Genomic DNA, 26,237 nt, shown 5'->3' on the forward strand with positions numbered 1-26,237 from the left:
GACGGGGCTGTGGACAACGGCGGGGAAGGCACCGCTTCAGGTGTTGTCGGGGCTTGGTCAACACGCTTCAATGCGGGGGAACTCGGGGCGGGCGCCCACCGCGCCCGCACGCACGGCCCGACCAGCCGTCGTGAACGCTTCACAGAAAGGCCCCTGCATGCCGCACGCCCCTCAGCACGCGGACGTCGCCGCCGTCGCCACCGCGGAGCCGGACGTGGCCGGGGACGCGATACCGGACCCGGAACTCGACTCGGTGCTCAACGGCGGCCCCTTCCACGTCGCCCTGCGGGCCGCCATCGCCGCGCGCGGGCTGCCGCTGCAACGCGTGCAGCACCATCTGTCGCGCCGCGGGGTCAAGGTCGGCGTCACCAGCCTGAGTTACTGGCAGCAGGGCGCCCGCAGACCACAGCGACCCGAGTCGCTCCGCGCGGTGCGCGCGCTGGAGGAGATCCTCCAGCTGCCGGAGGAGTCCCTGATCCGGCTCCTCGCCGACGTCGACGAAGGCACCGCGGAGCGTCGGCCCGCGGCCCGCTCCTACCGCTCCCTCGTCGAGGCCGACGGCGTCCTGGCGGGGCTGCTCGCCGAGCTGGACGCCCCGGCCGACGGCGGGCTGCACACCCTCGGACTGCACGAGCGGGTACGGATCGGCGCCCGGCGCGAGCTCGTGGACCGCGAGGCGCACCACATCGTGCGCGCCCACCGGGACGGCGTCGACCGCTTCCTTGCCGTCTACCACGGCGACCCCGGCTGCACGCCAGAGCTCATGCGTGTACAGGCCCTGGAGAACTGCCGCACGGGCCGGGTCCGGCTGCACCACGACACTGGTGTCCTCGTCGCCGAGCTGCTCTTCGACACCCGGCTGCGCTCCGGCGACACCTTCCTCTTCCGGCACGCCGTCGAGGACGGCACGGCCGGGGTGTCCCGCGAGTACGCGCGCGGGTTCGGTCTCGCGGGCGGCCAGTACGCGCTCCAGGTCGGCTTCGAGGGGAGCCGGCTCCCGGTGCGCTGTCACCGGTTCGTGCAGCACTCGGCGGCGGCCCCGCGCAGCGGCCGTCAGGCGCTCCCGCTCAGCCCGCTGCACCACTCTGCCCACCTCGTCGAGCCACGGCTGCGGACCGGGATCGTGGGAATCGGGTGGGACTGGGACTGAGCGCCCCGAAGGCCGCTCAGGCGGTGGTCGCCGGTCCCGCCACGATCCGCCCGTTCTTCGCCTCCACCGGCAGCTCCTTCAGGGGCACGCTGGCCGGCTCGTGCAGCACCTCGCCGTTCGTGGCGTCGAACTCGCTGCCGTGGCAGGGGCAGATGAGCCTGGTCCCCTCCAGCTTGTTGATGGGGCACAGCGCGTGCGTGCAGATCGTGCTGTACGCCTTCAGGGTGCCGTTCGCGTCCCGGCTGACGACCACGTTGTGATCCCGGTACAGCTTCGCGCCGCCCTTGGTGACCTCGCTCTCCGCGCCCAGGTCGACCGGTGCGGTCGGTTCGGCGTCCGTCGTCTCCCCACCCGGTGAGCACGCGGCGAGGCCCAGCCCGGCGACGGGGGTGAGGGCCGCTCCGCGCAGCACGGTTCGACGGGACGGGGTCGGGCGGCCGGGCATGCGGATCTCCACAGGTCAGAGGGCGGGCACGGCGACGATACCGGCCGGGGACGGCGAGGCCGGGCGGGGGGCGGCTCCGAGAGATGAGGACGTAAACGTTTGCGCAAGCGTTTACGTCCACGGCCGGATGCGATACCTTCCCGGCCAGAAGCAGCGACGGACACCGCCCGGAGAGGGAGATGCGCGATGGCGACCATGGCCGACGTGGCCCGGGACGCGGGCGTCTCCGTGGCGACCGTCTCGCACGTCCTCAACGACACCCGCCCGGTGCTCCCGCACACCCGCCAGGCCGTCCTGGACGCCATCGACCGGCTCGGCTACACCCCGAACTCCCTGGCCCGCTCCCTGGTGACCGCGCGCACCCGCTCGATCGGCCTTGCGGTGTCGGCGATCAGCAATCCGTACTTCACGGAGATCCTCCAGGGCGTCGAGGCCGGTGCCCTGGAGCACGGCTACAGCCTGCTCATCGCCGATCCGCACGACGATCCCGAGCACGAGCGCAAGGTCGTCCAGCTGCTGCACGAGCGGCGCGTGGACGGCATGATCGTCGCTCCCTCCGCCGACCCGGGCGGCCTCCTGGCCTACCTGCGCCGGCACTCCGTCCCCTCCGTGTTCCTGGACCGGCTGGTGCAGGACGCGGGACCGCACGTGGACCAGGTCTGCGCGGAGAGCGCCGAGCCGACGACCCGGCTGGTCACCCATCTCGCGGAGCTGGGCCACCGGCGGATCGGACTGGTCGCGGGACTCCCCGGGCTCAGCACCACCCGCGAGCGGATCACCGGCTACCGGCACGGGCTCGCGCACGCCGGACTCGCCCACGACGAGCGGCTGGTCGTGCACGGCGACTCGGAGTCCGCCGGAGCCGAACGCGCCACCGCGGCCCTGCTCTCCCTCGCCGCGCCGCCCACGGCCCTGGTGACCGCCAACAACGCGATGACCATCGGCGCCCTGCGTGCCCTGCGCGCCCGCGGCCTGTCCGTGCCCGGCGACATCGCCCTGTGCTGCTTCGACGACTTCGACTGGGCCGACCTCTTCGAACCCCGGCTCACCGCGATCGCCCAGCCCAGCAAGGAACTCGGCGCCCGCGCCGTGCGCGTCCTCCTGGACCGGCTCGCCGAGCCCGACCGGCCCGCCCGGACCGTGCGGCTCGACTGCGCCTTCGTCCACCGCACCTCGTGCGGCTGCCCCGAACAGCCGCCGGCGAAAGGAACCGTCCCGTGATCGTCGTCGCCGGTGAGGCCCTGATCGACCTGGTGGCGCAGGGCACGGGTGCCCTCGCGAGCCTGCGCCCGGCGCTAGGCGGCGGCCCCTTCAACACGGCCGTCGCCCTCGGCCGCCTCGGCTCCCCCACCGCCTTCTGCTCTCGCACCTCCCACGACGCCTTCGGCGAGGCCCTGCTCGACGGGCTGCGGCGGGCCGGGGTCGACGTGTCGCACGTGCAGCGTGGGTCCGAGCCGACGACGCTCGCGGTCGCCACCGTCGACGAGGGCGGCTCGGCCGCCTACTCCTTCTACGTCGACGGCACCGCCGACCGCCTGTTCAGTGCGCCCGCCGCGCTGCCCGAGGGCACCCGCGCGGTGTCCTTCGGGACCTGTTCGCTGGTCCTGGAACCGGGCGCCACCGCCTACGAGGAGCTGCTGCGTGCCGCCTCCGCGCGGGGCGTGTTCACGGCCCTCGACCCCAACATCCGCCCGGGGCTGATCCCCGACCCGGACGCCTACCGGGCCCGCTTCCGCGGCTGGCTGCCCTCGGTGTCGCTGCTGAAGCTGTCCGAGGAGGACGCCGAGTGGCTCGGCGGCACCCCGCGCGCGTGGCTGGCCGAGGGCCCCGCGGCCGTGGTGGTCACCCACGGCGGTGACGGGCTCAGCGTCTTCACCCGCGACGGCGCGGAGCACTCCGTACCGGGCGAGAAGGTCGAGGTCGTGGACACCATCGGGGCCGGGGACACCGTGAACGCGGCCCTGCTGCACGGTCTCGCCGTCCGCGACGCGCTGTCCCCTCAGGCGGTGGCGCGGCTCGGCACGGACGACTGGACCGGCCTGCTGCGCTTCGCGGCACGCGCGGCGGCGATCACCTGCTCACGCGCGGGCGCGGAACCGCCGTACGCCGCCGAACTGGCCGACGTACCCCTCACCCGCTGACCGCGCGCAATCCCCCCGGGGTGCGGCCGTTGAGGCGGTCGAGCGCGGCGGCGGTGGCCTCGTCGGCGGGCAGGTGGACGACCATGCGCTGCCCGTCGTCGGGGAGCGCGAGCGTCTCGAAGGTCAGCCGCAGGGTGCCCGCCTCGGGGTGGACGACGACATCGGATCCGGTGCGCCGGGGCATGGCGGGCGCCGCGGCGAGGCGGTCGCTGAAGGCGGCGCCCGCGGTGATCGTCAGCTCGTCGGCGAGCGCGGCCACGTACGGGTCCTTCAGGGCGGCCTGGTCGCGCAGATGGGCGACCTGTTCGTCGGCCAGCCCCTGCCAGCCGGGGAACGCGGTGCGGGCGCGCGCGTCGGTGAAGACGTACCGCAGCAGGTTGGGCTGGTCAGGGTCGAGCAGGCCGAGCGGGCGGACGAGCCGTTCGTAGCCCCGCGTGAACGCGATGATGTCGCCGATCCAGTTGAGCAGCACGGCCGGGGTGGGTTCCAGGCGGTCGAGCATGGCCCGCAAACCGGGCCGGACGGTCAGTGTGGGCGGGACGGCCTGGGCGCAGGACGGACGGCCGCCGGCGGCCTCCTTGGCGAGGCGGCGCAGCAGGACCCGGTCCGGCACGGTGAGCTGGAGGGCGTCCCCGAGGGCGCCGAGGACCTGCGGCGAGGGGTTGCGGTCACGGCCCTGTTCGAGGCGGGTGACGTACTCGACGCTGACACCCGCGAGGGTGGCCAGCTCGGCGCGGCGCAGGCCCGGGGTGCGGCGGCGCGGTCCGGTGGGCAGCCCGACCGCGGCGGGCTCCACGGCCTCGCGGCGGCTGCGCAGGAAGGCTCCCAGTTCGTTCTCGCTCACCCTGGCAACGTACCGCGCGGCCCGCACCGGATCGTGGCCCTCCCACTACCACCCTCGACGCGGCCTCCCTCCCCCGCCGCGGCCGCCGCAGGGTGGAGGCATGACTCAGGACAACGCCCCGACCACCACCGTGACCCTGCCGCTCGCCCCCGGCCAGTGGCCCTTCGACCCGCTGCACTCGGCCGTCAACTTCACCATCCGCCATCTCGGGATCGCCAAGGTGCGCGGCCGCTTCCGCGAGGTGACCGCCGAGCTGTACGTCGGCGAGCGGGCCGAGGAGATCCAGGTGACCGCCGAGATCGCGCTCGCCTCGATCGACACCGGGAACTCCGATCGTGACGCGCACACCCGCGCCGCGGATCTGCTGGACGTGGAGAAGCGGCCGACGATGACCTTCCGCTCGACCCGGGTGACGGGCTCGGGCGAGGACTGGTCGATGGAGGGTGAGCTGACCATCGGGGAGGTGACCCGTCCGGTGACGCTGGCCGTGGAGTTCGGCGGGGTGGGCGACTTCGACGGCAGGCGGCACGCCGGGTTCGAGGCGACGGGCGAGATCCGGCGCAGCGACTTCGGGCTCGACTTCGGCCGCGGGATGCTCAGCGATGTGGTGAAGATCCAGCTGGACATGGAGTTCATGGAGCCCGAGGGCAAGTGAACGCCGAGCGCCCCCGCGGGAGTTCTCCGCGGGGGCGCTTCGCTGTGTACGGCGGGACGGGCTCAGGCCTTGCGGGCCCGCGTCGTCGCCTTCTTCGCCGGGGCCGCCTTCTTGGTGGCTCCGGCTGCCTTCTTGGTGGCCGTGCTGTTGGCGGTCGTAGTGGTCTTGGCAGTCCTGGCGGTCTTAGTGGTCCGCGCGGTGGCCGTCTTCTTCGTCGTCGACTTGGCCGCGACCGTCTTCTTCGCCGCCGTCTTCTTCGCCGCCGCCCCGCGCGGGGCCTTCACCGAGGCCGCGTCGCTGATCCGGTCGCCGAGGATCTCCCGCAGGAACTTGCCGGTGTGGCTGGCCGGGACCGCGGCGACCTCCTCGGGCGTGCCCTCGGCGACGACCAGACCGCCGCCGGCGCCGCCCTCGGGGCCCATGTCGACGACCCAGTCGGCGGTCTTGATCACATCGAGGTTGTGCTCGATGACGATGACCGTGTTGCCCTTGTCGACCAGGCCCCCGAGGACCGTCAGCAGCTTGCTGATGTCCTCGAAGTGCAGACCGGTGGTCGGCTCGTCGAGGACGTAGACCGTGCGTCCGGTGGAGCGCTTCTGGAGCTCGCTGGCGAGCTTCACACGCTGGGCCTCACCGCCGGACAGGGTGGTGGCGGACTGGCCGAGCCGGACATAGCCGAGGCCGACGTCGTTGAGCGTCCTGAGGTGGCGGTTGATCGCCGGGACCGCCTCGAAGAAGTCCATGGCTTCCTCGATCGGCATGTTCAGGACCTCGGAGATGGACTTGCCCTTGTAGTGGACCTCCAGGGTCTCCCGGTTGTACCGGGCGCCGTGGCAGACCTCGCACGGGACGTAGACGTCCGGGAGGAAGTTCATCTCGATCTTGATGGTGCCGTCGCCCGCGCAGTTCTCGCAGCGGCCGCCCTTGACGTTGAAGGAGAAGCGGCCGGGCAGATAGCCGCGGACCTTCGCCTCGGTGGTCTCCGCGAAGAGCTTGCGGATGTGGTCGAAGACGCCGGTGTACGTCGCCGGGTTGGAGCGCGGGGTGCGGCCGATGGGCGACTGGTCGACGTGGACGACCTTGTCGACGAGGTCGTCGCCGTCCACGCGCGTGTGCCGCCCCGGGACGCTCCGGGCGCCGTTCAGCTCGCGGGCCAGGTGCGTGTACAGGATGTCATTGACCAGCGTCGACTTGCCCGAGCCGGAGACTCCGGTGACCGCGGTGAAGACACCGAGCGGGAAGGAGACGTCGATGTCCTGCAGGTTGTTCTCGCGGGCGCCGTGCACCGTGAGGTGCCGGGTCGGGTCCTGCGGGCGGCGGATGTCGGGCAGCGGGATCGACTTCTTGCCGGACAGGTACTGACCGGTCTGCGACTCGGCGTTGGCGAGCAGTTCCTTCAGGGAGCCGCTGTGCACGACCTTGCCGCCGTGCTCACCCGCGCCGGGGCCGATGTCGACGACCCAGTCGGCGACCTTGATGGTGTCCTCGTCGTGCTCGACGACGATGAGGGTGTTGCCCATGTCCCGCAGCCGGACCAGGGTCTCGATCAGCCGGTGGTTGTCGCGCTGGTGCAGACCGATGGACGGCTCGTCGAGGACGTAGAGCACGCCGACGAGGCCGGAGCCGATCTGGGTGGCCAGGCGGATGCGCTGGGCCTCGCCGCCGGAGAGGGTGCCGGCCGCGCGGTTCAGCGAGAGGTAGTCCAGGCCGACGTCGACCAGGAAGCGCAGCCGTTCGTTGACCTCCTTCAGCACCCGCTCGGCGATCTTCTTGTCGCGGGCGTTGAGCTTCAGCTCGCCGAGGAACTCCGCGCAGTCGCTGATCGACATCGCCGAGACCTCGGCGATCGACTTCTCCATGATCGTGACGGCGAGGACGATCGGCTTCAGGCGGGTGCCCTCACAGGTGGGGCAGGGCACCTCGCGCATATAGCCCTCGAAGCGCTCCCGGCTGGCGTCGGACTCGGCCTCGCTGTGCCGGCGCTTGACGAAGGGCACCGCGCCCTCGAACGGCGTGGTGTAGACGCGCTCACGACCGTACCGGTTGCGGTACCTCACCTCGATCTGCGTCTTGTGGCCGTACAGCAGGGCCTTCCTGGCGCGCTGCGGCAGACCCGCGAAGGGGATGTCGGTCCGGAATCCCAACGCCTCCGCGAGGGCGTTGATGAGGCGGCCGAAGTAGTCCTTGGTGTGGCCGTGCGACCAGGGGTGGATGGCGCCCTCGTCGAGGCTCTTGTCCTCGTCCGGGACGATCAGCTCGGGGTCGACCTCCATGCGCGTGCCGATGCCGGTGCACTCGGGGCAGGCGCCGAAGGGCGAGTTGAAGGAGAAGGAGCGCGGCTCCAGTTCCTCGAAGGAGAGGTCGTCGTACGGGCAGTACAGGTGCTCCGAGTACATGCGCTCGCGCTCGGGGTCGTCCTCGGGGAGGTCGACGAAGTCCAGCACGACCATGCCGCCGGACAGGCCCAGGGCGGTCTCCACGGAGTCGGTGAGACGGCGCTTGGCGGAGTCCTTCACCGTGAGGCGGTCGATGACCACCTCGATGGTGTGCTTCTCCTGCTTCTTCAGCGTGGGCGGGTTGGAGAGCTGGACGGTCTCGCCGTCCACCCGCGCGCGGGAGTAGCCCTTGGTCTGAAGGTCCGCGAAGAGGTCGACGAACTCGCCCTTGCGCTCGCGCACCAGCGGGGACAGCACCTGGAAGCGGCTGCCCTCCGGCAGCTCCAGCACCTTGTCCACGATGGCCTGCGGCGACTGGCGCGAGATCGGGCGGCCGCACTCGGGGCAGTGCGGCTTGCCGATACGGGCGAAGAGCAGGCGCAGGTAGTCGTAGACCTCGGTGATGGTGCCGACCGTGGAGCGCGGGTTGCGCGAGGTCGACTTCTGGTCGATGGAGACCGCGGGCGAGAGTCCCTCGATGAAGTCGACGTCCGGCTTGTCCATCTGGCCGAGGAACTGGCGGGCGTACGAGGACAGCGACTCCACGTAGCGCCGCTGGCCCTCCGCGAAGATGGTGTCGAAGGCCAGCGAGGACTTGCCCGACCCCGACAGGCCCGTGAAGACGATGAGCGAGTCGCGCGGCAGATCGAGCGAGACATTCTTGAGGTTGTGCTCGCGCGCGCCACGGACGATGAGACGGTCGGCCACGCCGGTCCGCACCTTTCTTGAGAGTGGTGACAGGGGCGGGGCCCCCGTCCTTCTCAGACTAGGGGGAGCCACTGACAACGCCGGTCGGATTCCTGGATGCGTAACAATCCCCGGCCCATCCAGCATGCCCGACGCCGGTTCCGACCCTATAGCACGTGCATTCGATTTACGGCCCTGCTTCACCACCTTCACCCAAAGGTGTGGCGGGGCTAAGGTCAGCAGCATGATTGATCACGCTCATGACCTGGCGTCTGTACGTGACGCGACCGAACGGCTGCTCACCGCTGCCGCCAAACTGGACAACGCCTCGGTCGCCGAGCCGTCACGGCTGCCCGGCTGGACCCGCGGCCATGTCCTCGCCCACCTCGCCCGCAACGCGGACGCTCTCGTGAACGTGCTCGAAGGGCGCCCCATGTACGCCTCCGGCGAGGCCCGGGACGCCGACATCGAGCGGGACGCACCGCGCCCCCTGGACGTCCAGCTCACGGATGTGCGCGAGAGCGCGGCCCGGTTCGCGCGGACCGGGGAGGCGCCCGCGGACTGGGCCCGGACCGTGGAGCTGCGCAACGGCGTCACCGACTCCGCGTCCCGGGTGCCGTTCCGGCGGTGGGCCGAGGTGGATCTGCACCATGTGGACCTCGGCATCGGGTACGAGCTGGAGGACCTCCCGGAGGAGTTCGTCCAGCGGGAGATCAACTTCCTGACGGAGCGGTTCCGGGGCAACGCCGACGTACCCGCCGTGATGATCACGCAGGACGACGGCCGACGGATTCCCACCGGCTGTCGCGAGGGAGACACCGTCACCGTCAGCGGCCGCCAGGCCGACCTGCTCGGCTGGCTCTGCGGCCGCCGCGACGGCTCGGCCCTGACGGCCGTCGGCGGACCCCTGCCGACGCTCCCGCCGCTATAGGCTGCCGCCATGACGTACAGCGGAGAGGTGACGGTCGGCGGCCCGGCGGACGTGCACGAGCTCAAGGACCTGATGATCACCAAGATCGCGGTCGGCCCGATGAACAACAACTCCTATCTGCTGCGCTGCCGGGCCACGGACGAGCAGCTGCTGATCGACGCGGCGAACGACGGGCAGGCGCTGATCGGCATGATCGGTGACGACGGCATCAGATCCGTAGTCACCACCCACCAGCACGGCGACCACTGGCAGGCGCTGGCACAGGTCGTCGAGGCCACCGGCGCGCGCACGTACGCGGGGCGCGCGGACGCCGAGGGCATCCCGGTGCCGACCGACGTCCTGGTCGACGACGGGGACGTTATCCGCGTGGGGCGCGTGGAACTCACCGCGCGCCACCTGGTCGGGCACACGCCGGGTTCGATCGCCCTGGTCTACGACGACCCGCACGGGCACCCTCATGTGTTCACCGGGGACTGTCTGTTCCCGGGCGGTCCCGGCAGGACAACACGTCCGGAAGAGTTCAACTCCCTCATGGACGGCCTGGAGACCAAGGTCTTCGACGTCCTGCCCGACGAGACGTGGGTCTACCCCGGCCACGGCAACGACACCACCATCGGCACGGAGCGGCCCCACCTCGCGGAGTGGCGCGCACGAGGCTGGTAGCCGTCCCACGACGACCGCCCCCGTTTCGAAACCGAAGCGGGGGCGGTCGCGCGTTCAGGCCCGTCGGCGCTCGATGAGCGCCATGCTCCACGGACGGTTGCGTCCAGAGCTCCGGCTCCGGGTCTGCCGGCGGGCGCACAGATGGATGGCCCCCGCTTGGTCACCAAGACCGGGCGGGGGCCATCCGCATGTCCGGCTCACAGATCCGTGGTGTCCCGCACGTCAATCTCGCACTCCAGATCGGGAATAACATCGAGCTGCTTCTTCACCGCCTCACGGACATCGCCGGTCAGCGAGACCGATACGCCGGCGGGGACGTCAGGAGCGTCCGATCGGTTGACAGAGGCTACGATCGCATCCGGATCCACATCCTCCAGCGCGTGGAGAACGTCGTCGACACGGTCGTTCCGCACAGTCGTCGAGACGTAGGTACGGATAGTCATGGTTGTCCTTAGGAACGTGAGGCGGTCCGGGAGGACCGGGTGTGGCTGATGGTTGTCTGCCGTTGATGGCTTTCGGAGAATGGCCGCCCCGTCCTCCGGGACGCTCCGACTGCTGATTGAGAACTGCGGGAATCGCTGGTTAAGGACACGTCGGCGGAGTGTTCCTCGGGCCGTAGAAGTGCTGGTCACGGTGGAACGGAGCGACGGGCTTGAACACGCGGCAGGCGCGGATACGGGTCGGCGTCGACGCCGGCAAGGGGCATCACTGGGCGGTGGCGGTGAACGCCGACGGCGAGACGCTGTTCTCGACGAAGGTGATCAACGACGAGACTCAGATCCTGGCAATGATCGACACGGCCCGGGTGAAGGCCTGCGAGGTGCGGTGGGCGGTGGACATCTCCGGCCGGGCCTCTGCTCTGCTGCTGGCCCTGCTGATCGCGCACGGCCAGCAGGTCGTCTACGTGCCTGGCCGCACCGTCAACCGGATGACCGGCGCCTACCGGGGCGAAGGCAAGACCGACGCTAAGGACGCCCTGGTCATCGCGGATCAGGCCCGCATGCGCCGGGACTTCGCCTCGATCGAGACCCCACCGGAACTGGTCTCCACGCTCCAGCTGCTGACCGGCTACCGGCGTGACCTGATCGCCGACCGGGTCCGGCTCATCAACCGCCTCCGTGACCTGCTGGTCGGCATCTGCCCCGCGCTGGAGCGGGCCTTCGACTACTCCGCGGCCAAGGGCCCGGTCGTCATGCTGACCGAGTACCAGACCCCGACGGCCCTGCGCCGTATCGGCGTGAAGCGGCTGACCACCTGGCTGGAACGCCGCAAAGTCCGCGGCGCCGACACCGTCGCGGCCAAGGCCGTCGGGGCCGCCCAGTCCCAGACCACCGCCCTGCCCGGGGAACCTCGGGCGGCCAGGCTGGTGCGCGACCTTGCCCACCAACTCCTCGTCCTGGACGAACGGATCAAGGACAACGACCGGGAGATCCGCGAGACCTTCCGCACCGACGAGCGCGCCGAGATCATCGAGTCCATGCCCGGCATGGGCCCGATCCTGGGCGCCGAGTTCGTCGCCATCGTCGGCGACCTGTCCGGCTACCGCGACGCCGGACGCCTGGCCTCGCACGCCGGCCTGGCACCGGTGCCCCGCGACTCCGGGCGCCGCACCGGCAATTACCACCGGCCCAAACGCTACAACCGGCGTCTGCGCTGGCTGTTCTATATGTCCGCGCAGTCCTCGATGATGCGACCGGGACCGTCGAGGGACTACTGCCTCAAGAAGCGTGCCGAGGGGCTGCTGCACACCCAGGCACTCCTCGCACTCGCCCGCCGTCGGGTCAACGTGCTGTGGGCGATGCTGCGTGACAAGAGGCTGTTCACCTCCGCCCCGCCGGTCACACAGGCGCCTTGACACGATCATTGAGATTCTCCCTGGTGGTAGCCCCGCTCTTCCGGCCCGCCGCCCGCCGTCCTCGTCGGGCGGGTACGAACGCGGGCGGAAGCCATGCCGCCAGCCTCACCCCGGCAGAGGCAGAGCGCATCCGCACCGGTTTGCGCGATCACGAGAAGCCGCTGGCCCATCGCCCGCCCTGTGCATGGCACTTCGACGTCAGTCCCCGGCCCGTATGGCCGGAGGCCACGTGCGCTGGCCGTGGTCAGCACTCGGCACCCTTCGGGAAGCCGCTCGGCCGACCCGCTCGTCGGCGGCGCGGAACAGCACGGCGAGCGGCAGAAGAACCCTGCCGGTGAGAACGATCGCGTTGAGCCGCTCGCCGAAGACCAGGCTGCCGACGACCGCCGCGGTGAGCGGTTCCACCATGGCGACGACGGAGGCCGTGGTCGCCCGTACGACGCAGAGGCCGACGAAGAACAACGGGTACGCCAGCGCCGTCTGCACGGCCCCCAGGTAGAGGATCAGGCCCGCGGTCCATGTCGGACGCTCCATGTCGGGCAGGAGGCCTTCCAGCAGAGCCATCGGCAAGAAGGCACACCGTGCCCACCGCGAAGCCGGTCACCCTGGACTCGAACGCGCCACCCGCGTTCTCTCGGCCGGCGAAGCGGCCCAGCAACGTCACGCCCGCGTAGCCGGCGACGGAGAGCAGCGCGTATCCGATACCCAGGAGGGGAGCGGGCCGGTGCTCCCGTCCGCACCCCCATCAGCAGCACCAGACCGGCGACGCCGCTCGCCACCGCGACGGTTCCGGCGGCGCCGCTGCGCTCGCCCAGTGTGAGCCGGGCTCCGATGGTGACCAGTACCGGACCCGAGCCCAGGGTCACCGCCGTGGCCACGGTCAGCCCGGCCTGCTGCACGGACGCGAAGTGGGCCGTCGGGGACGCTTCCGTCTCATTGAGCACCAACCGAGACCTGGAGCGGATCCCAGCGCCGTGGCCCGCCGCCCATGAACGCAGGGGAACGCCCCCCATACACCCACCAACACAGCGGCCCGTCCACGGCGGGCCGCACGCGCTGGTGGCCATGGGCCGCCGCTCCATGACGGCGCGCTGGACAAAGACCAGAACAACGAGCAGGTGTCTGACTGCCGCCGGGGTTTCAGCCCGGTCAGCGAGCTCGCGATGGCGGAGCGGGCCGGGCCAGGCGGCCCCTCCGCCTCTGCGCAGCGGCTGTGCCGCTCGGCGCCGCCGGGTCGGCCCGCCGCAAGGCTCACGGGCACTGGGCCGCTTCCGCCCGGTCGGTTCAGGGCTTCTCGCCGTCCCGGTCGACGAGGGACTGGGTCATCTTCATCTCGCAGAATGTGACCTCGCCCTTCTTGTACGAGCGCCCGGCCGACGAGCCGTCCTCATACTTCTCCTCGTAGTCGCGCACCGCGACCGACTGGTTTCCCTGGTACTGGAAGGTGTCGGGGTCGAGGAGGTACTCCCGGCGCTGAACGGCCTTGCTGCCCAGGTCCGGGTATATGGCGATGGTGTCATGCCCCATGGGGTCCTTCACCAGGTGCGGGACCACCTCGATCCCGGGGTCCGCGGCCAGGGCCCGGTACAGCTTGGCCATCCCCTGCGGATGCACGGGATAGGCCTCGTCGAGGGTCGCCAGGAGCGCGAAGGTCTCGACCTGCTCACGCGTCAAGCCGGTGTCCTTGCCCATGGGGAACATGTCCGCCGCCTGCTTCCGGATCTCGGCGGGGTCGTCCGGCAGCGAGGCGAGCAGGCGATACAGCCGCCGCTGCGAGGGCTCGGTGTCGCCGTCCTTGTCGTCCTCCCTCACGGGGCTGTCGTACTGGACCCACTCCTCACTCACCTCGGGCTTGGCATCGGGCGCCGCGTCCGACGCTCCGTTTCGGCACTGCGCGGTCTTCAGGTAGACCCACTGGCCGTCGCGCGGATGCAGATCCGGCTGCTGCGATACCACTTCCGCCGCCTGCTCCAGGAGTGCCGTCGCGGACGTCAGGTCGGGGCCGGCAGGCTGCACGCCGCGCTCGGGTCCACCGCCACCGACGAGCATGGCCACCAGCACCGCGATGGTGATCACCGTCGCGGCACCTCCCGCAGCCGTCACGCGCCAGTCCAGCCGCATCCTGCGGGCAGAGCCCTGCTGCGCTGCTCCCAGCAGCTTCTGGCGGCCGGGAACCAACCGCGCCCGGTCCGGCGTCGGCGCATCGGCGCGCCACTCGTGCAGCTTGGTCATGTCATCCATGGGTTACCGCCCCGTTGTGGTCGCTTACGAGGGTGGGGTCGGCGCCGAGCGCCTTCCGCATCTTGCGCCGCGCCCGGTTCAGCCGGGAGCGGACCGTGCCTACCGGCACCCCGAGGGCGTCGGCACACTCCTGGTAGGTGAGGTCCGCCCAGGCGACCAGCAGCAGCACATGCCGGTCCTTCCCGGGCAAGGCCGCGATCGCCCCGGCCAGCGCCTGCTGCGAGGCCTCGGCCGTCACCCGCTCGTCGGCCCGTTCCGACCAGGACTCGGCCACCGGGTCGACGCCGGTACGGGCCAGCGCCCGCAGCGCCCGCACCTCGGAGCGGCGGTGGCTGCCGATGAGGTTGCCCGCGATGCCGTAGAGCCACGGCCGGGCACTGGCGCGCGCGACGTCGAAGCGGGCGCGGTTGCGGAAGGCGATGAGGAAGGTCTGCGCCGTGATGTCGTCGGCGTGGCTGTCGCCCAGCCGGCGCATCACATACCGGTGGATCTCGGCGGCGTGTCTGTCGTAAAGCCTGGCGAATATCTCCGGCCGCTCCAGGGATTCCTGGATGACCAGCGCGTCGTCGGTGGGTGGCTCCCCCACGAGGCCCTCGCTTCTTCGTGCAGTAGGAGTGGATTGCATTCCACCCCCTGTTGTCCGAAGCGGCCAGGAGGGTTCACGCACAGGTGTTGAAACCGCTCGCACGGAGATGCGGCAGCTCGTGTGCCCGGACAGCCCACGAGCTGTCGTCACCAGAATCCGTGACAGCGGCACTCCACTCCGGAGGCTTAAGACATGGTCATGCTCAGGAGCACTCACCCAGGTGCCAACACCAGGCCCTACCGGGAGAGTCGGGCACTCTGGACTGAGACACGACAGCTGTTCAGGTTCGATTCGGCAACCTTCCAGGGCGACGCCGAGTTCGGTTCCGTGACCTTCCAGGGCGCTGGTTCGACAGCGCGACCTTCTCCGGCGACATCGGGTTCCCGGGCGGTGTGGGCAACACCCGTAAGGATCCGGAGGCGTTCGCCAGTCTGATCCACGATGTCGAGACGAAGATCTTCGACGTCCTCCCGGACGAGACCTGGGTCTATCCGGGGCACGGCAACGACACGTCGCTGGGCGCGGAGCGTCCGCACCTGCCGGAGTGGCGCGCGGGGGTGGTGAGCGGCGAGGTGCACGCGGGGCGCGCGCTCTCTTCCGCGCGCCTGTTGCGCACCGCTGCCCGCACGCCCCGTGTGAACCCTTCACCCGCACCCGCGCGTCGCGCGCGCTCCCGCGCCTGTGCCGTCGCGCAGTCAACTGGAAGCAGCCCGCGGCAGGATGACGGCTCCTGCGCGGTACGGGCCGCCGGTCTCATTCCCCGCCCTCGACCGGCGGCCCGGGAGCGCGTCCGCCGGTAAGGGTCACGCGCCCATGGGCAGCGGGTGTTACGCCTCGGCCTGCGCCGCCCCCACCAGTGCCGCGACGCGCTCGACGCCGAACACGTAGCCCTGCACCCCGCAGCCGGCGATGACCCCGTCGGCGCGCAGCGAGACATAGGAGTGGTGGCGGAAGGACTCGCGCTGGTGGATGTTGGAGATGTGGACTTCCAACACCGGCAGGCCGTCACAGGTGTTGAGCGCGTCCAGGATCGCGACGGACGTGTGCGAGTAGGCGCCCGGGTTGATCACGATGCCGCAGTGGCTCAGCCGCGCCTCATGGATCCAGTCGACCAGCTTGCCCTCGTGGTTGGACTGGCGGAAGTCCACCGTCCCGCCGTGCGCGGCCGCCGCCTTGGCGCACATCGCCTCGACGTCGGCGAGGGTGTCGGAGCCGTAGATCTCGGGCTGACGCTGGCCGAGCAGGTTCAGGTTGGGGCCGTTGAGGATCATGATCGGGGCGTTGGCCAGGGTGCGGGGCACGGTTCCTCCGGTCCGTTCGACGGGGCGGCCCGTGGAGGACCGCTGCTCAGACCCGGTTTATCACGGTGCGAGTGCGTAGCGGCGGCCCGTACCCTGCCCGGCATGACGACGATCTCGTATCCCCCCAAGCCCTCCCCCGGCGACCGCATAGCCGTCATCTCCCCCGGCGCGGGCCTGCCTGGACTCCTCCCGCGCCCCTTCGAACTGGGCCTGGAGCGGCTGCGCAAGGAATACGATCTCGAACCGGTGGAGTACCCGGCGACCCGCAAGATGGGCTCCACACCCCAGGAGCGGGCCGCCGACATCCACGCCGCCTTCGCCGCCCCGGACATCAAGGCGGTGATCGCCTCCATCGGCGGCGACGACCAGATCACCGTACTGCCGTTCCTGGACCGGGAGTTGATCCGCGCCAACCCCAAGCCGTTCTTCGGGATGAGCGACAACACCAACCTGCTCGCGTTCCTGCGCAACACCGGGATCGTCGCCTATCACGGCGCCACCGTGATGTGCGAGCTGGGCCGCCCCGGCGCCATGCACCCGCAGACCGCCGACTCGCTGCGCGCGGCGCTGTTCACCTCCGGGGCCTATGAACTCAAGCCCGCCGAGCACTGGAACGACATCAACCGCGACTGGGCGGACCCCGCCACCTTCGAGGCGGAGCCGGAGACGCGTCCGGCCACCGGCTGGACCTGGGTGAACGCCGACCGCGTGGTGGAGGGCCGCAGTTGGGGCGGCTGTCTGGAGATCGTCGGCTGGCTGCTGATGGCCGACCGGGAGATCCCGCGCGACCTGGCGGAGTTCGACGGCGGTGTGCTGCTGCTGGAGACGTCGGAGGAACTGCCGAGCGCCAACGAGGTCTTCTGGACCCTGCGCAACATGGGCGAGCGCGGACTGCTCCAGCGCTTCTCCGCGCTGCTCATGGGCCGCGCCAGGACCTGGTCCTTCGAGCACCCCAACGACCCGGAGCAGGCCGCGCGTTACGCCGCCGATCAGCGCGAGGCCGTACTGCGGGCCATGCGTATGTATGCACCCACCACACCGATCGTCTTCGACGTGGACTTCGGCCACACCGACCCACAACTCGTGATCCCCTACGGCGGTCTCGTCCGGGTCGACGGGCCGGAGCGGCGCATCACCGTCACGTACTGAGCCTCGGCGCCCGCGTCCACGCGCCCCCGTAACTCTCGGTCACTGTGGGTAGTTGACGCGGCATGCACGACGTACGCACCGTAAGGGCACCCTCCATGCTGCGGCTCGCGGCCGCCTCGCTCGCCGGGACGGCCATCGAGTTCTACGACTTCTTCGTCTACGGGACCGCGGCCGCGCTGGTCCTGGGGCCGCTGTTCTTCCCCACGTTCTCGCCGGTGGCGGGGACACTGGCCGCGTTCGGGACGTTCGGCGTGGGGTTCGTGGCGCGGCCGCTCGGCTCCGTGCTGTTCGGGCACATCGGGGACCGGCACGGAAGACGGCCGGTCCTGGTCGCCTCGCTGCTGCTGACCGGCGCCTCCACGGTCGCGGTCGGCTGTGTGCCGACGTACGACACGATCGGGGTGGCCGCTCCGGTCCTGCTGCTCGTTCTGCGCTTTCTGCAGGGGCTCGGGCTCGGCGGGGAGTGGGGCGGTGCCGTGCTGTTGACGGCGGAGCACGCGCCTGCCGAGCGGCGCGGGCTGTGGTCGAGCTTTCCGCAGGTGGGCCCTGCGGTCGGCTTTCTGCTGGCGAACGGTGTGACGCTGCTGCTGGCGGCCTCGCTGTCCGAGGCGCAGTTCGCTCAGTGGGGATGGCGGGTGCCGTTCTGGGCGGCTGGGGTGCTCGCCGTGGCCGGGCTGTGGCTGCGGTCGTCGCTCGCGGAGAGCCCGCGGTTCCTGGAGATCGACGACCACGCGCACGTGCCGCTCGTCGAGGTGGTGCGCGACCACTGGAGGCTCGTCCTGCTGACCGCCGGTGCGCTGGCCATCGGGTACGCGATCTTCTACGCGGTCACGACCTGGTCCCTCGCCTACGGGACGGAACGGCTCGGGGTGAGCCGTACGGTGATGCTGGTCTGCATCATGGGTGCGGTCCTGGTGAAGGGGGCGCTGACCCCGCTGGTGGCGCTGCTCGGGGACCGGTACGGGCGCCGGCCGCTGTGCCTGGCCGGGTGCGCGGCGGCCGCGGTGTGGATGTTCCCGATGGTCGCCCTGCTGGCCACCGGCGCGCCGCTGCTGATGTTCCTCGGCTTTCTGGGCGCGATGCTGGCGTTCATCACGATGTTCGCCGTCATTGCCGCGTATCTGCCCGAGTTGTACGAACCGCGGGTGCGCTGCACCGGTGCCGCGGTCGGCTACAACCTCGGCGGGGTCCTGGGCGGCGCGCTGACGCCGCTCGCCGCGACCGCGCTCGCCGAGCAGGGCGGGCGGGTGCCGTGGGGGGTGGGGGCGTATCTGACCGGGATCGCGCTGCTCAGCCTCGGCTGCTTCGCGCTGCTGCCGGAGACCCGTCCGGCGCGGGTGGTGGCGCCGGCGCCGGTCATGGATTGATCGCCAGCTCCAGGTAGGCGGCGAAGATCACCAGGTGCACCCCGCCCTGGAGGGGTGTGGCGCGGCCCGGCACCACGGTCAGGGAGCTCACCACGATGGTCAGGGCGAGCAGCAGCATGTGGGTGGCGCCGAGGCCGAGGACGAGTGGTCCGGAGAGCCAGATCGTCGCCAGGGCGACCGCGGGGATGGTCAGGCCGATGCTGGCCATCGCCGAGCCGAGCGCGAGGTTGAGGCTGGTCTGCACGCGGTCGCGGCGGGCGGAGCGCAGCGCGGCGATCGTCTCGGGCAGCAGGACCAGCAGCGCGATGATCACACCGACGACGGCGTGCCCGAGTCCGGCCGACTCGACCCCGGACTCGATGGTGGGTGAGACCGCCTTGGCGAGCCCCACGACGCCGATCAGGGCCAGGCCCAGCAGGCCGAGGCTGATCAGCGCGGTGCGGGCGGAGGGCGCGTCGGCGTGGTCGTCCGCGGTGATCACCTCGCCCTGCCGGGTGATGGGCAGGAAGTAGTCGCGGTGTCGCACGGTCTGGGTCGCGACGAACAGGCCGTAGAGGATGAGTGAGGAGAGCGCGGCGAAGGTCAGTTGGACGGTGGAGAACTCCGGGCCCGGCTTGCTGGTGGTGAACGTCGGCAGGACCAGGCTGAGGGTGGCGAGGGTGGCGACGGTCGCCAGGGCCGCGCCGGTGCCCTCGGGGTTGAAGACGGCGGTGCCGTGCCGCAGGGACGCGACCAGGAGGCACAGGCCGACGATGCCGTTGCAGGTGATCATCACGGCCGCGAAGACGGTGTCCCGGGCGAGGGTGGCGCTCTTGTCGCCGCCGTCCGCCATCAGGGTGACGATCAGGGCGACCTCGATGACCGTGACCGCGACCGCGAGGACCAGGGAGCCGAAGGGCTCCCCCACCCGGTGGGCGACGACCTCGGCGTGGTGGACGGCGGCCAGGACGGCTCCGGCGAGCACCAGGGTCACCACGGCCACGACCGCGCCGGGCAGATCCCGGCTCCAGGTGAGGGCCAGCATGATGACCGCGAGCACCGGCACGAAGGCCGTCCACCGGGTGGTGAGCGACCTCAGCCGAGTGATCATGCAGCGATGGTCGCAAAGGGGGGCGGGCCCCGCATGTCGGCCATGGGGGGCCCGTCGCCCGCTACCGGGCTACTTCAGGTCGCTGGAGTCCAGCAGATCGCAGTTGGTGAAGCGGGGCGCACGGCTGCACAGGGCACCCAGTTGCTCGGCCATCTTGGTCGTCTCGGGGTCCTCGCTGTTGCGCATGGCCTCCTCGTACGAGTCGAACTCGATCAGTGAGAGGTAGCGCCCCGGAGTGTCACGGTCCTTCAGGAGGATGCGGTGGGTGGGGCCGCCCTCCCGGTCCGCGTTGCGCTGCCGCGCCTCTTGCAGCAGCTCTTCCATTTCCTCGAACCGATCGGTCTCGAAGTCGATGATCTGCACGAACTTCACGGATTACCTCCGCCGGCCACTGCGCCCCCGGGCCGGGGAACGCGCTCAGAACAAAGCAATCACCGGGAGCGGCACGCGGCAATCGCCACGCGCCACTCCCGGTGATGGTTGTTTCTACGTCCGAAGCCGTCAGGCCTCGATGCTGTCCTTCGGAGCGCCTTCGCTCTCCTTCTGCGCCGCCTCGGCCGCCGCCTGCTTCTTGGAGGCACGGAGGCTGGTGATCGTGGTGACGATCAGGACGGAGCAGATCACGCCGAGCGAGACCGGGATGCTGATCTCCGGGACGTGCACCCCGGACTCGTGCAGGGCGTGCAGCACCAGCTTGACGCCGATGAAGCCGAGGATCACCGACAGGCCGTAGCTCAGGTGGACCAGCTTCTTCAGCAGGCCGCCGATGAGGAAGTACAGCTGCCGCAGGCCCATCAGGGCGAAGGCGTTGGCGGTGAAGACGATGTACGGGTCCTGGGTCAGGCCGAAGATCGCGGGGATGGAGTCGAGGGCGAACAGGACGTCCGTCGTACCGATCGCGAGCATCACGACGAGCATCGGGGTCATGACCCGCTTGCCGTTCTGCTCGATCCACAGCTTGGTGCCGTGGTAGCGGTCGGCGACACCGAAGCGGCGCTCGGCGGCCTTCAGGAGCTTGTTCTCCTCGAACTCCTCGTCCTCCTCGTCGGCGCGGGCCTCCTGGATGAGCTTCCAGGCGGTCCAGATCAGGAAGGCGCCGAAGAGGTAGAACACCCAGGCGAAGCTGGCGAGGATCGCGGCACCGGCGGCGATGAAGATCGCGCGCAGCACCAGGGCTATCAGCACGCCGACGAGCAGCACGCGCTGCTGGTACTGCGAGGGCACCGCGAACTTCGCCATGATCAGGACGAAGACGAAGAGGTTGTCGACGCTCAGCGACTTCTCGGTGATGAAGCCGGCGAAGAACTCACCGGCAGGCTGGCCGCCGCCGAAGATCAGCAGGCCGAGGCCGAAGAGTCCGGCCAGGGCGATCCAGACGACGGTCCAGATACCGGCTTCCTTGATGGACACGTCGTGCGGCTTGCGGCCGATGAAGAAGTCGACCGCGATGAGGGCGGCGAGGCCCACGATCGTCAGGACCCAAAGGGTCACGGAAACATCCACTGCGCCTCCGGCAGTACGTAACTGGCAAATGTCAGCGTCTCGCTGCCGGAGGTCTCTTCCACCCGCGCACGGGCCGACGCCCCGGGATCTGGCCTGATCCGTATTGACGGGTACGCCGCAGTAGACAGGGAGTACTCCCCTCCGCACGAAAGAGAGTACCCCAATCACCAAGGAAAGGTAAAGAGGGAAGTAAAAGAATAACCAAAAGCCCAGGTCAGAGTGGCTTTACGGATGCTTTGTAAAGGTCAGATCAGGGTCATCGGTTCCAGGAGCGGCGGGCCGCCGCGACCTGGGTCAGCACCTGCTGGAGCACCTGGCTGCCGGGCGGCGCGAGCGGGGGCTCGTACGTCCAGGCATGGCCCACCCAGGGGTCGGCGAGGTGGTCCTCGGGCACCGGCGTCAGTCGCAGCAGCGAACGCCACAGCGGGTCCAGCAACGGGCCGTAGGCGGAGGCCTCCTCGCGGTCGGCGACCATCATCAGATGGACGCCGACGGACGGGCCCTCGTCCGCGAGATAGCGCAGCTGGTTCACGGCCCGGTCGTCGAAGCCGTGCGGGAAGTCATTGACGATCAGCAACTGCTCGGAGGTGTCGAAGCCCTGCGGGAGCGACTCGGGCGCTCCGCCGCGCACCGCCATCTGCACCAGGTCGACGCGCTGGGTCAGGCGGCCAAGGAGCTCCGTCACCCCCGCCGCGCCGACAGCGGGCGGGGCCGCGAGCACACCGGTCTGCACCAGCGGCGCGAGCGGCTGGGCTCCGGAACCGGCCGGGTCGATGACATGGACCGTGAAGTCGCCCGCCGGATAGACCGCGAGCAGCCGGGCCGCGTGCGCCACGGCCGTCTCCAGGGCGAGCCGGCGCAGATCGTGCGAGTCGTGGAACGCGCCGTCCAGCGATCCGGACGCACCGCTGTCGATCCACAGTCCGCGCTCCAGCGGCAGCCGGACCAGCATCGGGATCCGCAGCGGATCGCTCTCGGGCAGGTGCAGATCGCCCAGGCGCACTGCCATGGGCGTCTCCATCGGCACGCGGTAGGCGTGCCAGACCGGGTTGTCCCAGCGGGCGTAGGGCGGGGGCAGCGCGGGCTCGACGACGTCCGCCTCGGCGGTGAGCTGGGCGAGATCACGGTCGAGGGTGGCCCTGGCCTGGTCCACGAGCTGGGCGTGCTTGGCCTGGGCCGCCTCGCGGGCGGCGTCGCCCTGGCCGCCGATCCGGCTGCGCGGATCGGACAGGACGTGGTCCAACTCCTTCTCCATGCGCGAGTCGGCGAAGTCGACGGCACTGCGGTACGCGGCCGTCGTCCGCGCCAGGTCCTCGAACATGCCCCAGACCTGGTTGTACAGCCGCTCGTCCATGGACCAGCCGGTGGCGTCGCCCGCGACGGGCTGTCCGGGCTGACCCGGCTGGGCCGGGGGCGCGGGCGGTGCGGGCGGCGGGGCGGTGTTCTGCCGGCGCGGGTGGCTGTAGTTGACGCCGCCGTTGGTGGCGGGCGGTTCGCCGGCCGCGGCCGGATAGCCGGACGCGGGCGTGTTCTGCGGCGGCTGCCCGCCGTACGGAGGCGTCGCGGGCGACGGCGGTACGGCGCCGGAGGCGCCCTGGGTGCCGTACGGCGAGGTGGGGGTGGGTCCGGTCTGGTCGGGGCCCACGGCGGGCGCGGTCTGCGGCCGGTGCCGGTCGGTGTCCGCCGTACGGGGCGGGGGTGCCGGGACCGAGCGGGCCACGCCCTGGGCCACCGCTTCGTTGATGCTGTTCGCCAGCGTGCCGGCCTCGGGCAGGTTCTGGTCGGCGAGCAGCTCGGCGAGCCCGCCCGCGTAGCCCTGGCCGATGGCGCGCACCTTCCAGGCGTCCTGGCGGCGGTAGAGCTCCAGGGCGACGACGGCCGACTCGGCGTCCAGGCCGGTGATGGTGTAGCTGGCCACCTCGGTGCCGTCGAGGCCGGTGACCGCGATGAAGGGGGCGGCGATCGCGCCGAAGCGGACCGGGCCCCCCACGCCGGTGGGCAGGGCGAGCAGCACACTGACCCGGTGCACGGCTTCGGGCACGGCGTCCAGGTCCACCGCTAGACGATGGTCGGCTGCCGCCTGCCGGGAGACCTCCAGGCCCGGCAGGACGGGCGTGCCCGGATGGGCCACCCACTCCGTGCCGTGGACCTTGCCGTTGTCGTCGCTGAGCGTGGCGCCCGCCACGATCGGCGCGCCGGCCGAGACCCGGATCTCAAGACGGGCCTGGGAGAGCGGGTGGTTCTGTCCCCGCACCAGCTCGGCCGTCATCGCCTTCGTCCCCCTGTGTCGCTGTGTCTCGTGTCGTGAAGTGTGCTGCTCGCCGGTGGGACCTACAGGTGCGGCAGGATCGCCGGCATCAGGTCCTGGAAGGTACGGCCGTTGGCGGGAGTGCCGAGGGCCGTCATCGTCCAGCCGGGGCCGGTGCGGTGCACCTTGGCCATGATCTGGGCCGTGTAGGCGCCGCCGCCCGCGAGCGTGTAGCGGGCGAGCTCCTGGCCGTTGGTCTCGTCGACCAGACGGCAGAAGGCGTTCTGCACCTCCTGGAAGGTCTGGCCCGTGAAGGAGTTCACGGTGAAGACGATCTGGTCGATGTGGACCGGGACGCGGGCCAGGTCGACGAGGACTGCCTCGTCGTCGCCACCCTGGCCGACACCGCCGACCAGGTTGTCACCGGTGTGCCGGACCGAGCCGTCGTCGCTCACCAGGTGACGGAAGAAGACCACGTCGACCGGCTGCTTGTCGGCGAACAGAACGGCGGAGGCGTCCAGGTCGACCTCACGGGTGCGCGAGCCGAACAGGCCACGCCGGGGGGCCGCCTGCCAGCCGAGACCCATGCGCACCGCGGTCAGGCTGCCGCCGTCGTTCTTCTGCAGACTGATGGCCTGACCCTTGGTCATGTTGACGGTCACGTGCTGAATCCCCTCTCGAACTGTCCCCTGTTTCCGCGGAGTCCGCGGATGACGAGAACCCTACGCAGGGGCACTGACAGTGCCTAACCCAGGTCCGCACTTTGTGTCGGTCTTGCAACACTGCGCGCCCCGCGCGGTCCCCCTGTCCCCTCAGGCCAGGCCCGCCTCCTTCATCTGGCGCAGTTCCTTCTTCATCTCGGAGACCTCGTCGCGCAGCCGGGCCGCGATCTCGAACTGGAGGTCGGCCGCCGCGGCACGCATCCGCGCGGTCATCTCCTCGATCTGCTCGGTGAGCTCAGCGGCGGGCCGGTCGGTGGGCACGGTCTCCTTGGACTTGCCCTTGCTCTTGGCCGACTTCGCACTCAGGGAGGGCACGGGAGCCTTGGCGCCCTTGCCGTCCTTGGTCTTGCGGTAGCCGGAGCCGAGGAGTTGCTCGGTGTCGACGTCCTCGCGGGCGATCTGCGCGACGATGTCGTTGATCTTCTTGCGCAGTGGCTGCGGGTCGATGCCGTTGGCCCTGTTGTACGCGACCTGCTTCTCCCGGCGGCGGTTGGTCTCGTCGATGGCCTTCTCCATCGCCGCGGTGATCTTGTCGGCGTACATGTGGACCTGGCCGGAGACGTTGCGCGCGGCGCGGCCGATGGTCTGGATCAGGGAGGTGCCCGAGCGCAGGAAGCCCTCCTTGTCCGCGTCGAGGATGGCCACCAGGGAGACCTCGGGCAGGTCCAGGCCCTCGCGCAGGAGGTTGATGCCGACCAGGACGTCGTACTCACCGGCGCGCAGTTCGCGCAGCAGTTCCACCCGGCGCAGGGTGTCGACGTCGCTGTGCAGATAGCGCACCTGGATGCCCAGCTCCAGGAAGTAGTCGGTGAGGTCCTCGGCCATCTTCTTGGTGAGGGTGGTGACCAGGACCCGCTCGTCCTTCTCGGTGCGCGCCCGGATCTCGTGCACCAGGTCGTCGATCTGGCCCTCGGTGGGCTTGACCACGACCTCCGGGTCGACCAGGCCGGTGGGGCGGATGATCTGCTCGACCGCGCCGTCCGAGCGCGAGAGCTCGTACTGGCCCGGGGTGGCCGACAGATAGACGCTCTGGCCGATGCGCTCCTGGAACTCCTCCCACTTCAGGGGGCGGTTGTCGAGCGCGGAGGGCAGCCGGAAGCCGTGGTCGACCAGGGTGCGCTTGCGGGAGGCGTCGCCCTCGTACATGGCGCCGATCTGCGGCACGGTCACATGCGACTCGTCGATGACGAGCAGGAAGTCGTCCGGGAAGTAGTCGAGAAGGGTGTTGGGCGGGGAGCCGGGCAGTCGGCCGTCGAAGTGCATCGAGTAGTTCTCCACGCCGGAGCAGCTGCCGATCTGGCGGAGCATCTCGATGTCGTAGGTGGTGCGCATGCGCAGCCGCTGGGCCTCCAGGAGCTTGCCCTGCTTCTCCAGCTCGGCCAGGCGCTCGCCCAGCTCCTTCTCGATGTCGTTGACCGCGCGCTCCAGGCGCTCGGGGCCCGCAACGTAGTGGGAGGCCGGGAAGACGTACAGCTGCTCGTCGTCGCTGATGATCTCGCCGGTGAGGGGGTGCAGCGTGGACAGCGCCTCGATCTCGTCACCGAACATCTCGATGCGGACGGCCAGCTCCTCGTAGACCGGGAAGATCTCGATGGTGTCGCCGCGCACCCGGAAGGTGCCGCGGGTGAAGGCCGCGTCGTTGCGCGTGTACTGGATGTCCACGAAGCGGCGCAGCAGCTGGTCGCGGTCGATCTCCTCGCCGACCTTGAGGGGGACCATCCGGTCCACGTACTCCTGCGGGGTGCCGAGGCCGTAGATGCAGGACACCGAGGCGACCACGACGACGTCGCGGCGGGTGAGCAGCGAGTTGGTGGCGGAGTGGCGCAGCCGCTCGACCTCCTCGTTGATGGAGGAGTCCTTCTCGATGTAGGTGTCCGACTGCGGGACGTAGGCCTCGGGCTGGTAGTAGTCGTAGTACGAGACGAAGTACTCGACGGCGTTGTTCGGCAGCAGCTCCCGGAACTCGTTCGCCAGCTGCGCGGCCAGGGTCTTGTTCGGCGCCATGACCAGGGTGGGGCGCTGGAGCTGCTCGATCATCCACGCGGTGGTGGCGGACTTGCCGGTGCCGGTCGCGCCGAGCAGGACGACGTCCTTCTCACCTGCCTGGATGCGCCGGGCGAGGTCGGCGATGGCCTGCGGCTGGTCGCCGCTGGGCTGGTAGGGGCTGACGACCTCGAAGGGCGCCACCGTGCGTTCGATGCTGGAAACGGGCCGCATGGATCCA

Annotated in this window: 23 protein-coding genes and 1 pseudogene; 10 read left to right on the forward strand and 14 right to left on the reverse strand. The window is 70.5% G+C overall.

Going from position 1 to position 26,237, the window contains the following annotated elements; genetic code table 11:
- Positions 1 to 157 precede the first annotated feature (157 nt).
- Positions 158 to 1,150, forward strand: a complete 993-nt coding sequence (locus tag STRCI_RS10555; protein WP_269658618.1) for a hypothetical protein — start codon at positions 158 to 160, stop codon at positions 1,148 to 1,150.
- A gap of 16 nt (positions 1,151 to 1,166) precedes the next feature.
- Here STRCI_RS10555 and STRCI_RS10560 read toward each other — a convergent pair whose 3' ends face one another.
- A complete protein-coding gene (locus tag STRCI_RS10560; protein ID WP_269658619.1) occupies positions 1,167 to 1,595 on the reverse strand; it encodes a Rieske (2Fe-2S) protein in 429 nt (142 codons plus the stop codon).
- A gap of 186 nt (positions 1,596 to 1,781) precedes the next feature.
- On the opposite strand from STRCI_RS10560, the gene STRCI_RS10565 reads away from it, so the two are divergent.
- Both STRCI_RS10565 and STRCI_RS10570 read left to right on the forward strand, forming a co-directional pair.
- A complete protein-coding gene (locus STRCI_RS10565; protein ID WP_269658620.1) occupies positions 1,782 to 2,816 on the forward strand; it encodes a LacI family DNA-binding transcriptional regulator in 1,035 nt (344 codons plus the stop codon).
- Positions 2,813 to 3,736 (forward strand): carbohydrate kinase family protein, encoded by a 924-nt coding sequence (locus tag STRCI_RS10570; protein WP_269658621.1) that lies wholly within the window; start codon positions 2,813 to 2,815, stop codon positions 3,734 to 3,736. Before STRCI_RS10565 ends, STRCI_RS10570 begins: the two co-directional genes overlap by 4 nt.
- On the opposite strand, the gene STRCI_RS10575 is transcribed toward STRCI_RS10570, so the two are convergent.
- Positions 3,726 to 4,580 carry a helix-turn-helix domain-containing protein gene (locus STRCI_RS10575; RefSeq protein WP_269658622.1) on the reverse strand — a complete coding sequence of 285 codons (855 nt, stop codon included), beginning with the start codon at positions 4,578 to 4,580 and terminating at the stop codon, positions 3,726 to 3,728. The two genes, STRCI_RS10570 and STRCI_RS10575, sit on opposite strands and share 11 nt — an antisense overlap.
- Positions 4,581 to 4,680: 100 nt before the next feature.
- Between STRCI_RS10575 and STRCI_RS10580 the strand changes: the two genes are divergently transcribed.
- Complete coding sequence (locus STRCI_RS10580) at positions 4,681 to 5,235, forward strand: YceI family protein (protein ID WP_269658623.1); 555 nt, start codon at positions 4,681 to 4,683, stop codon at positions 5,233 to 5,235.
- A gap of 62 nt (positions 5,236 to 5,297) precedes the next feature.
- On the opposite strand, the gene uvrA is transcribed toward STRCI_RS10580, so the two are convergent.
- Entirely contained in the window at positions 5,298 to 8,378 is a 3,081-nt protein-coding gene (uvrA, locus tag STRCI_RS10585) for an excinuclease ABC subunit UvrA (protein WP_269658624.1), read from the reverse strand.
- Between the two features lie 223 nt (positions 8,379 to 8,601).
- Between uvrA and STRCI_RS10590 the strand changes: the two genes are divergently transcribed.
- Together STRCI_RS10590 and STRCI_RS10595 are read left to right on the forward strand one after the other, a co-directional pair.
- Complete coding sequence (locus tag STRCI_RS10590; protein ID WP_269658625.1) at positions 8,602 to 9,288, forward strand: maleylpyruvate isomerase family mycothiol-dependent enzyme; 687 nt, start codon at positions 8,602 to 8,604, stop codon at positions 9,286 to 9,288.
- Between the two features lie 9 nt (positions 9,289 to 9,297).
- Positions 9,298 to 9,951 (forward strand): MBL fold metallo-hydrolase, encoded by a 654-nt coding sequence (locus STRCI_RS10595; RefSeq protein ID WP_269658626.1) that lies wholly within the window; start codon positions 9,298 to 9,300, stop codon positions 9,949 to 9,951.
- Between the two features lie 197 nt (positions 9,952 to 10,148).
- On the opposite strand, the gene STRCI_RS10600 is transcribed toward STRCI_RS10595, so the two are convergent.
- On the reverse strand, positions 10,149 to 10,394 hold the full coding sequence (locus STRCI_RS10600) for a hypothetical protein (RefSeq protein ID WP_269658627.1): 246 nt from the start codon (positions 10,392 to 10,394) through the stop codon (positions 10,149 to 10,151).
- A 209-nt stretch (positions 10,395 to 10,603) separates the two neighbouring features.
- Here STRCI_RS10600 and STRCI_RS10605 point away from each other — a divergent pair, with 209 nt between their 5' ends.
- A complete protein-coding gene (locus tag STRCI_RS10605; protein ID WP_269658628.1) occupies positions 10,604 to 11,806 on the forward strand; it encodes an IS110 family RNA-guided transposase in 1,203 nt (400 codons plus the stop codon).
- A gap of 198 nt (positions 11,807 to 12,004) precedes the next feature.
- On the opposite strand, the gene STRCI_RS10610 is transcribed toward STRCI_RS10605, so the two are convergent.
- The 3 genes from STRCI_RS10610 to STRCI_RS10620 all read right to left on the reverse strand — a co-directional run bounded on the left by STRCI_RS10610 (position 12,005) and on the right by STRCI_RS10620 (position 14,633).
- A complete protein-coding gene (locus STRCI_RS10610; RefSeq protein ID WP_269658629.1) occupies positions 12,005 to 12,370 on the reverse strand; it encodes a DMT family transporter in 366 nt (121 codons plus the stop codon).
- 720 nt (positions 12,371 to 13,090) lie between these two features.
- Complete coding sequence (locus STRCI_RS10615) at positions 13,091 to 14,038, reverse strand: CU044_5270 family protein (protein WP_269658630.1); 948 nt, start codon at positions 14,036 to 14,038, stop codon at positions 13,091 to 13,093.
- A gap of 1 nt (position 14,039) precedes the next feature.
- Positions 14,040 to 14,633, reverse strand: a complete 594-nt coding sequence (locus STRCI_RS10620) for an RNA polymerase sigma factor (protein WP_418953322.1) — start codon at positions 14,631 to 14,633, stop codon at positions 14,040 to 14,042.
- Between the two features lie 362 nt (positions 14,634 to 14,995).
- On the opposite strand from STRCI_RS10620, the pseudogene STRCI_RS10625 reads away from it, so the two are divergent.
- Positions 14,996 to 15,187 (forward strand): annotated as a pseudogene (locus STRCI_RS10625) (MBL fold metallo-hydrolase); the annotation flags it as partial.
- A 273-nt stretch (positions 15,188 to 15,460) separates the two neighbouring features.
- Here the strand turns inward: STRCI_RS10625 and aroQ are convergent.
- Positions 15,461 to 15,934, reverse strand: a complete 474-nt coding sequence (aroQ, locus tag STRCI_RS10630; RefSeq protein ID WP_269658632.1) for a type II 3-dehydroquinate dehydratase — start codon at positions 15,932 to 15,934, stop codon at positions 15,461 to 15,463.
- Positions 15,935 to 16,036: 102 nt separating this feature from the next.
- On the opposite strand from aroQ, the gene STRCI_RS10635 reads away from it, so the two are divergent.
- Positions 16,037 to 17,083, forward strand: coding sequence for a S66 family peptidase (locus STRCI_RS10635; RefSeq protein WP_269658633.1), 1,047 nt, complete (start codon positions 16,037 to 16,039; stop codon positions 17,081 to 17,083).
- Between the two features lie 95 nt (positions 17,084 to 17,178).
- A complete protein-coding gene (locus STRCI_RS10640) occupies positions 17,179 to 18,450 on the forward strand; it encodes an MFS transporter (protein ID WP_269664525.1) in 1,272 nt (423 codons plus the stop codon).
- Here the strand turns inward: STRCI_RS10640 and STRCI_RS10645 are convergent.
- The 6 genes from STRCI_RS10645 to uvrB form a co-directional block, all read right to left on the reverse strand.
- Positions 18,440 to 19,540, reverse strand: a complete 1,101-nt coding sequence (locus STRCI_RS10645) for a calcium:cation antiporter (protein WP_269658634.1) — start codon at positions 19,538 to 19,540, stop codon at positions 18,440 to 18,442. The genes STRCI_RS10640 and STRCI_RS10645 overlap by 11 nt on opposite strands.
- Before the next feature lie 69 nt (positions 19,541 to 19,609).
- Positions 19,610 to 19,912 (reverse strand): hypothetical protein, encoded by a 303-nt coding sequence (locus STRCI_RS10650; protein WP_269658635.1) that lies wholly within the window; start codon positions 19,910 to 19,912, stop codon positions 19,610 to 19,612.
- 129 nt (positions 19,913 to 20,041) lie between these two features.
- Positions 20,042 to 21,043 (reverse strand): TerC/Alx family metal homeostasis membrane protein, encoded by a 1,002-nt coding sequence (locus tag STRCI_RS10655; RefSeq protein WP_269658636.1) that lies wholly within the window; start codon positions 21,041 to 21,043, stop codon positions 20,042 to 20,044.
- A gap of 256 nt (positions 21,044 to 21,299) precedes the next feature.
- Complete coding sequence (locus STRCI_RS10660; protein ID WP_269658637.1) at positions 21,300 to 23,312, reverse strand: TerD family protein; 2,013 nt, start codon at positions 23,310 to 23,312, stop codon at positions 21,300 to 21,302.
- A 62-nt stretch (positions 23,313 to 23,374) separates the two neighbouring features.
- A complete protein-coding gene (locus tag STRCI_RS10665) occupies positions 23,375 to 23,953 on the reverse strand; it encodes a TerD family protein (RefSeq protein ID WP_269658638.1) in 579 nt (192 codons plus the stop codon).
- A 150-nt stretch (positions 23,954 to 24,103) separates the two neighbouring features.
- The gene (gene uvrB, locus STRCI_RS10670; RefSeq protein ID WP_269658639.1) at positions 24,104 to 26,230 is read right to left on the reverse strand and encodes an excinuclease ABC subunit UvrB; all 2,127 of its coding nucleotides are present in this window, start codon (positions 26,228 to 26,230) and stop codon (positions 24,104 to 24,106) included.
- Positions 26,231 to 26,237: the final 7 nt, after the last annotated feature.

This window comes from Streptomyces cinnabarinus (genome assembly GCF_027270315.1).
GTDB lineage: Bacteria > Actinomycetota > Actinomycetes > Streptomycetales > Streptomycetaceae > Streptomyces > Streptomyces cinnabarinus.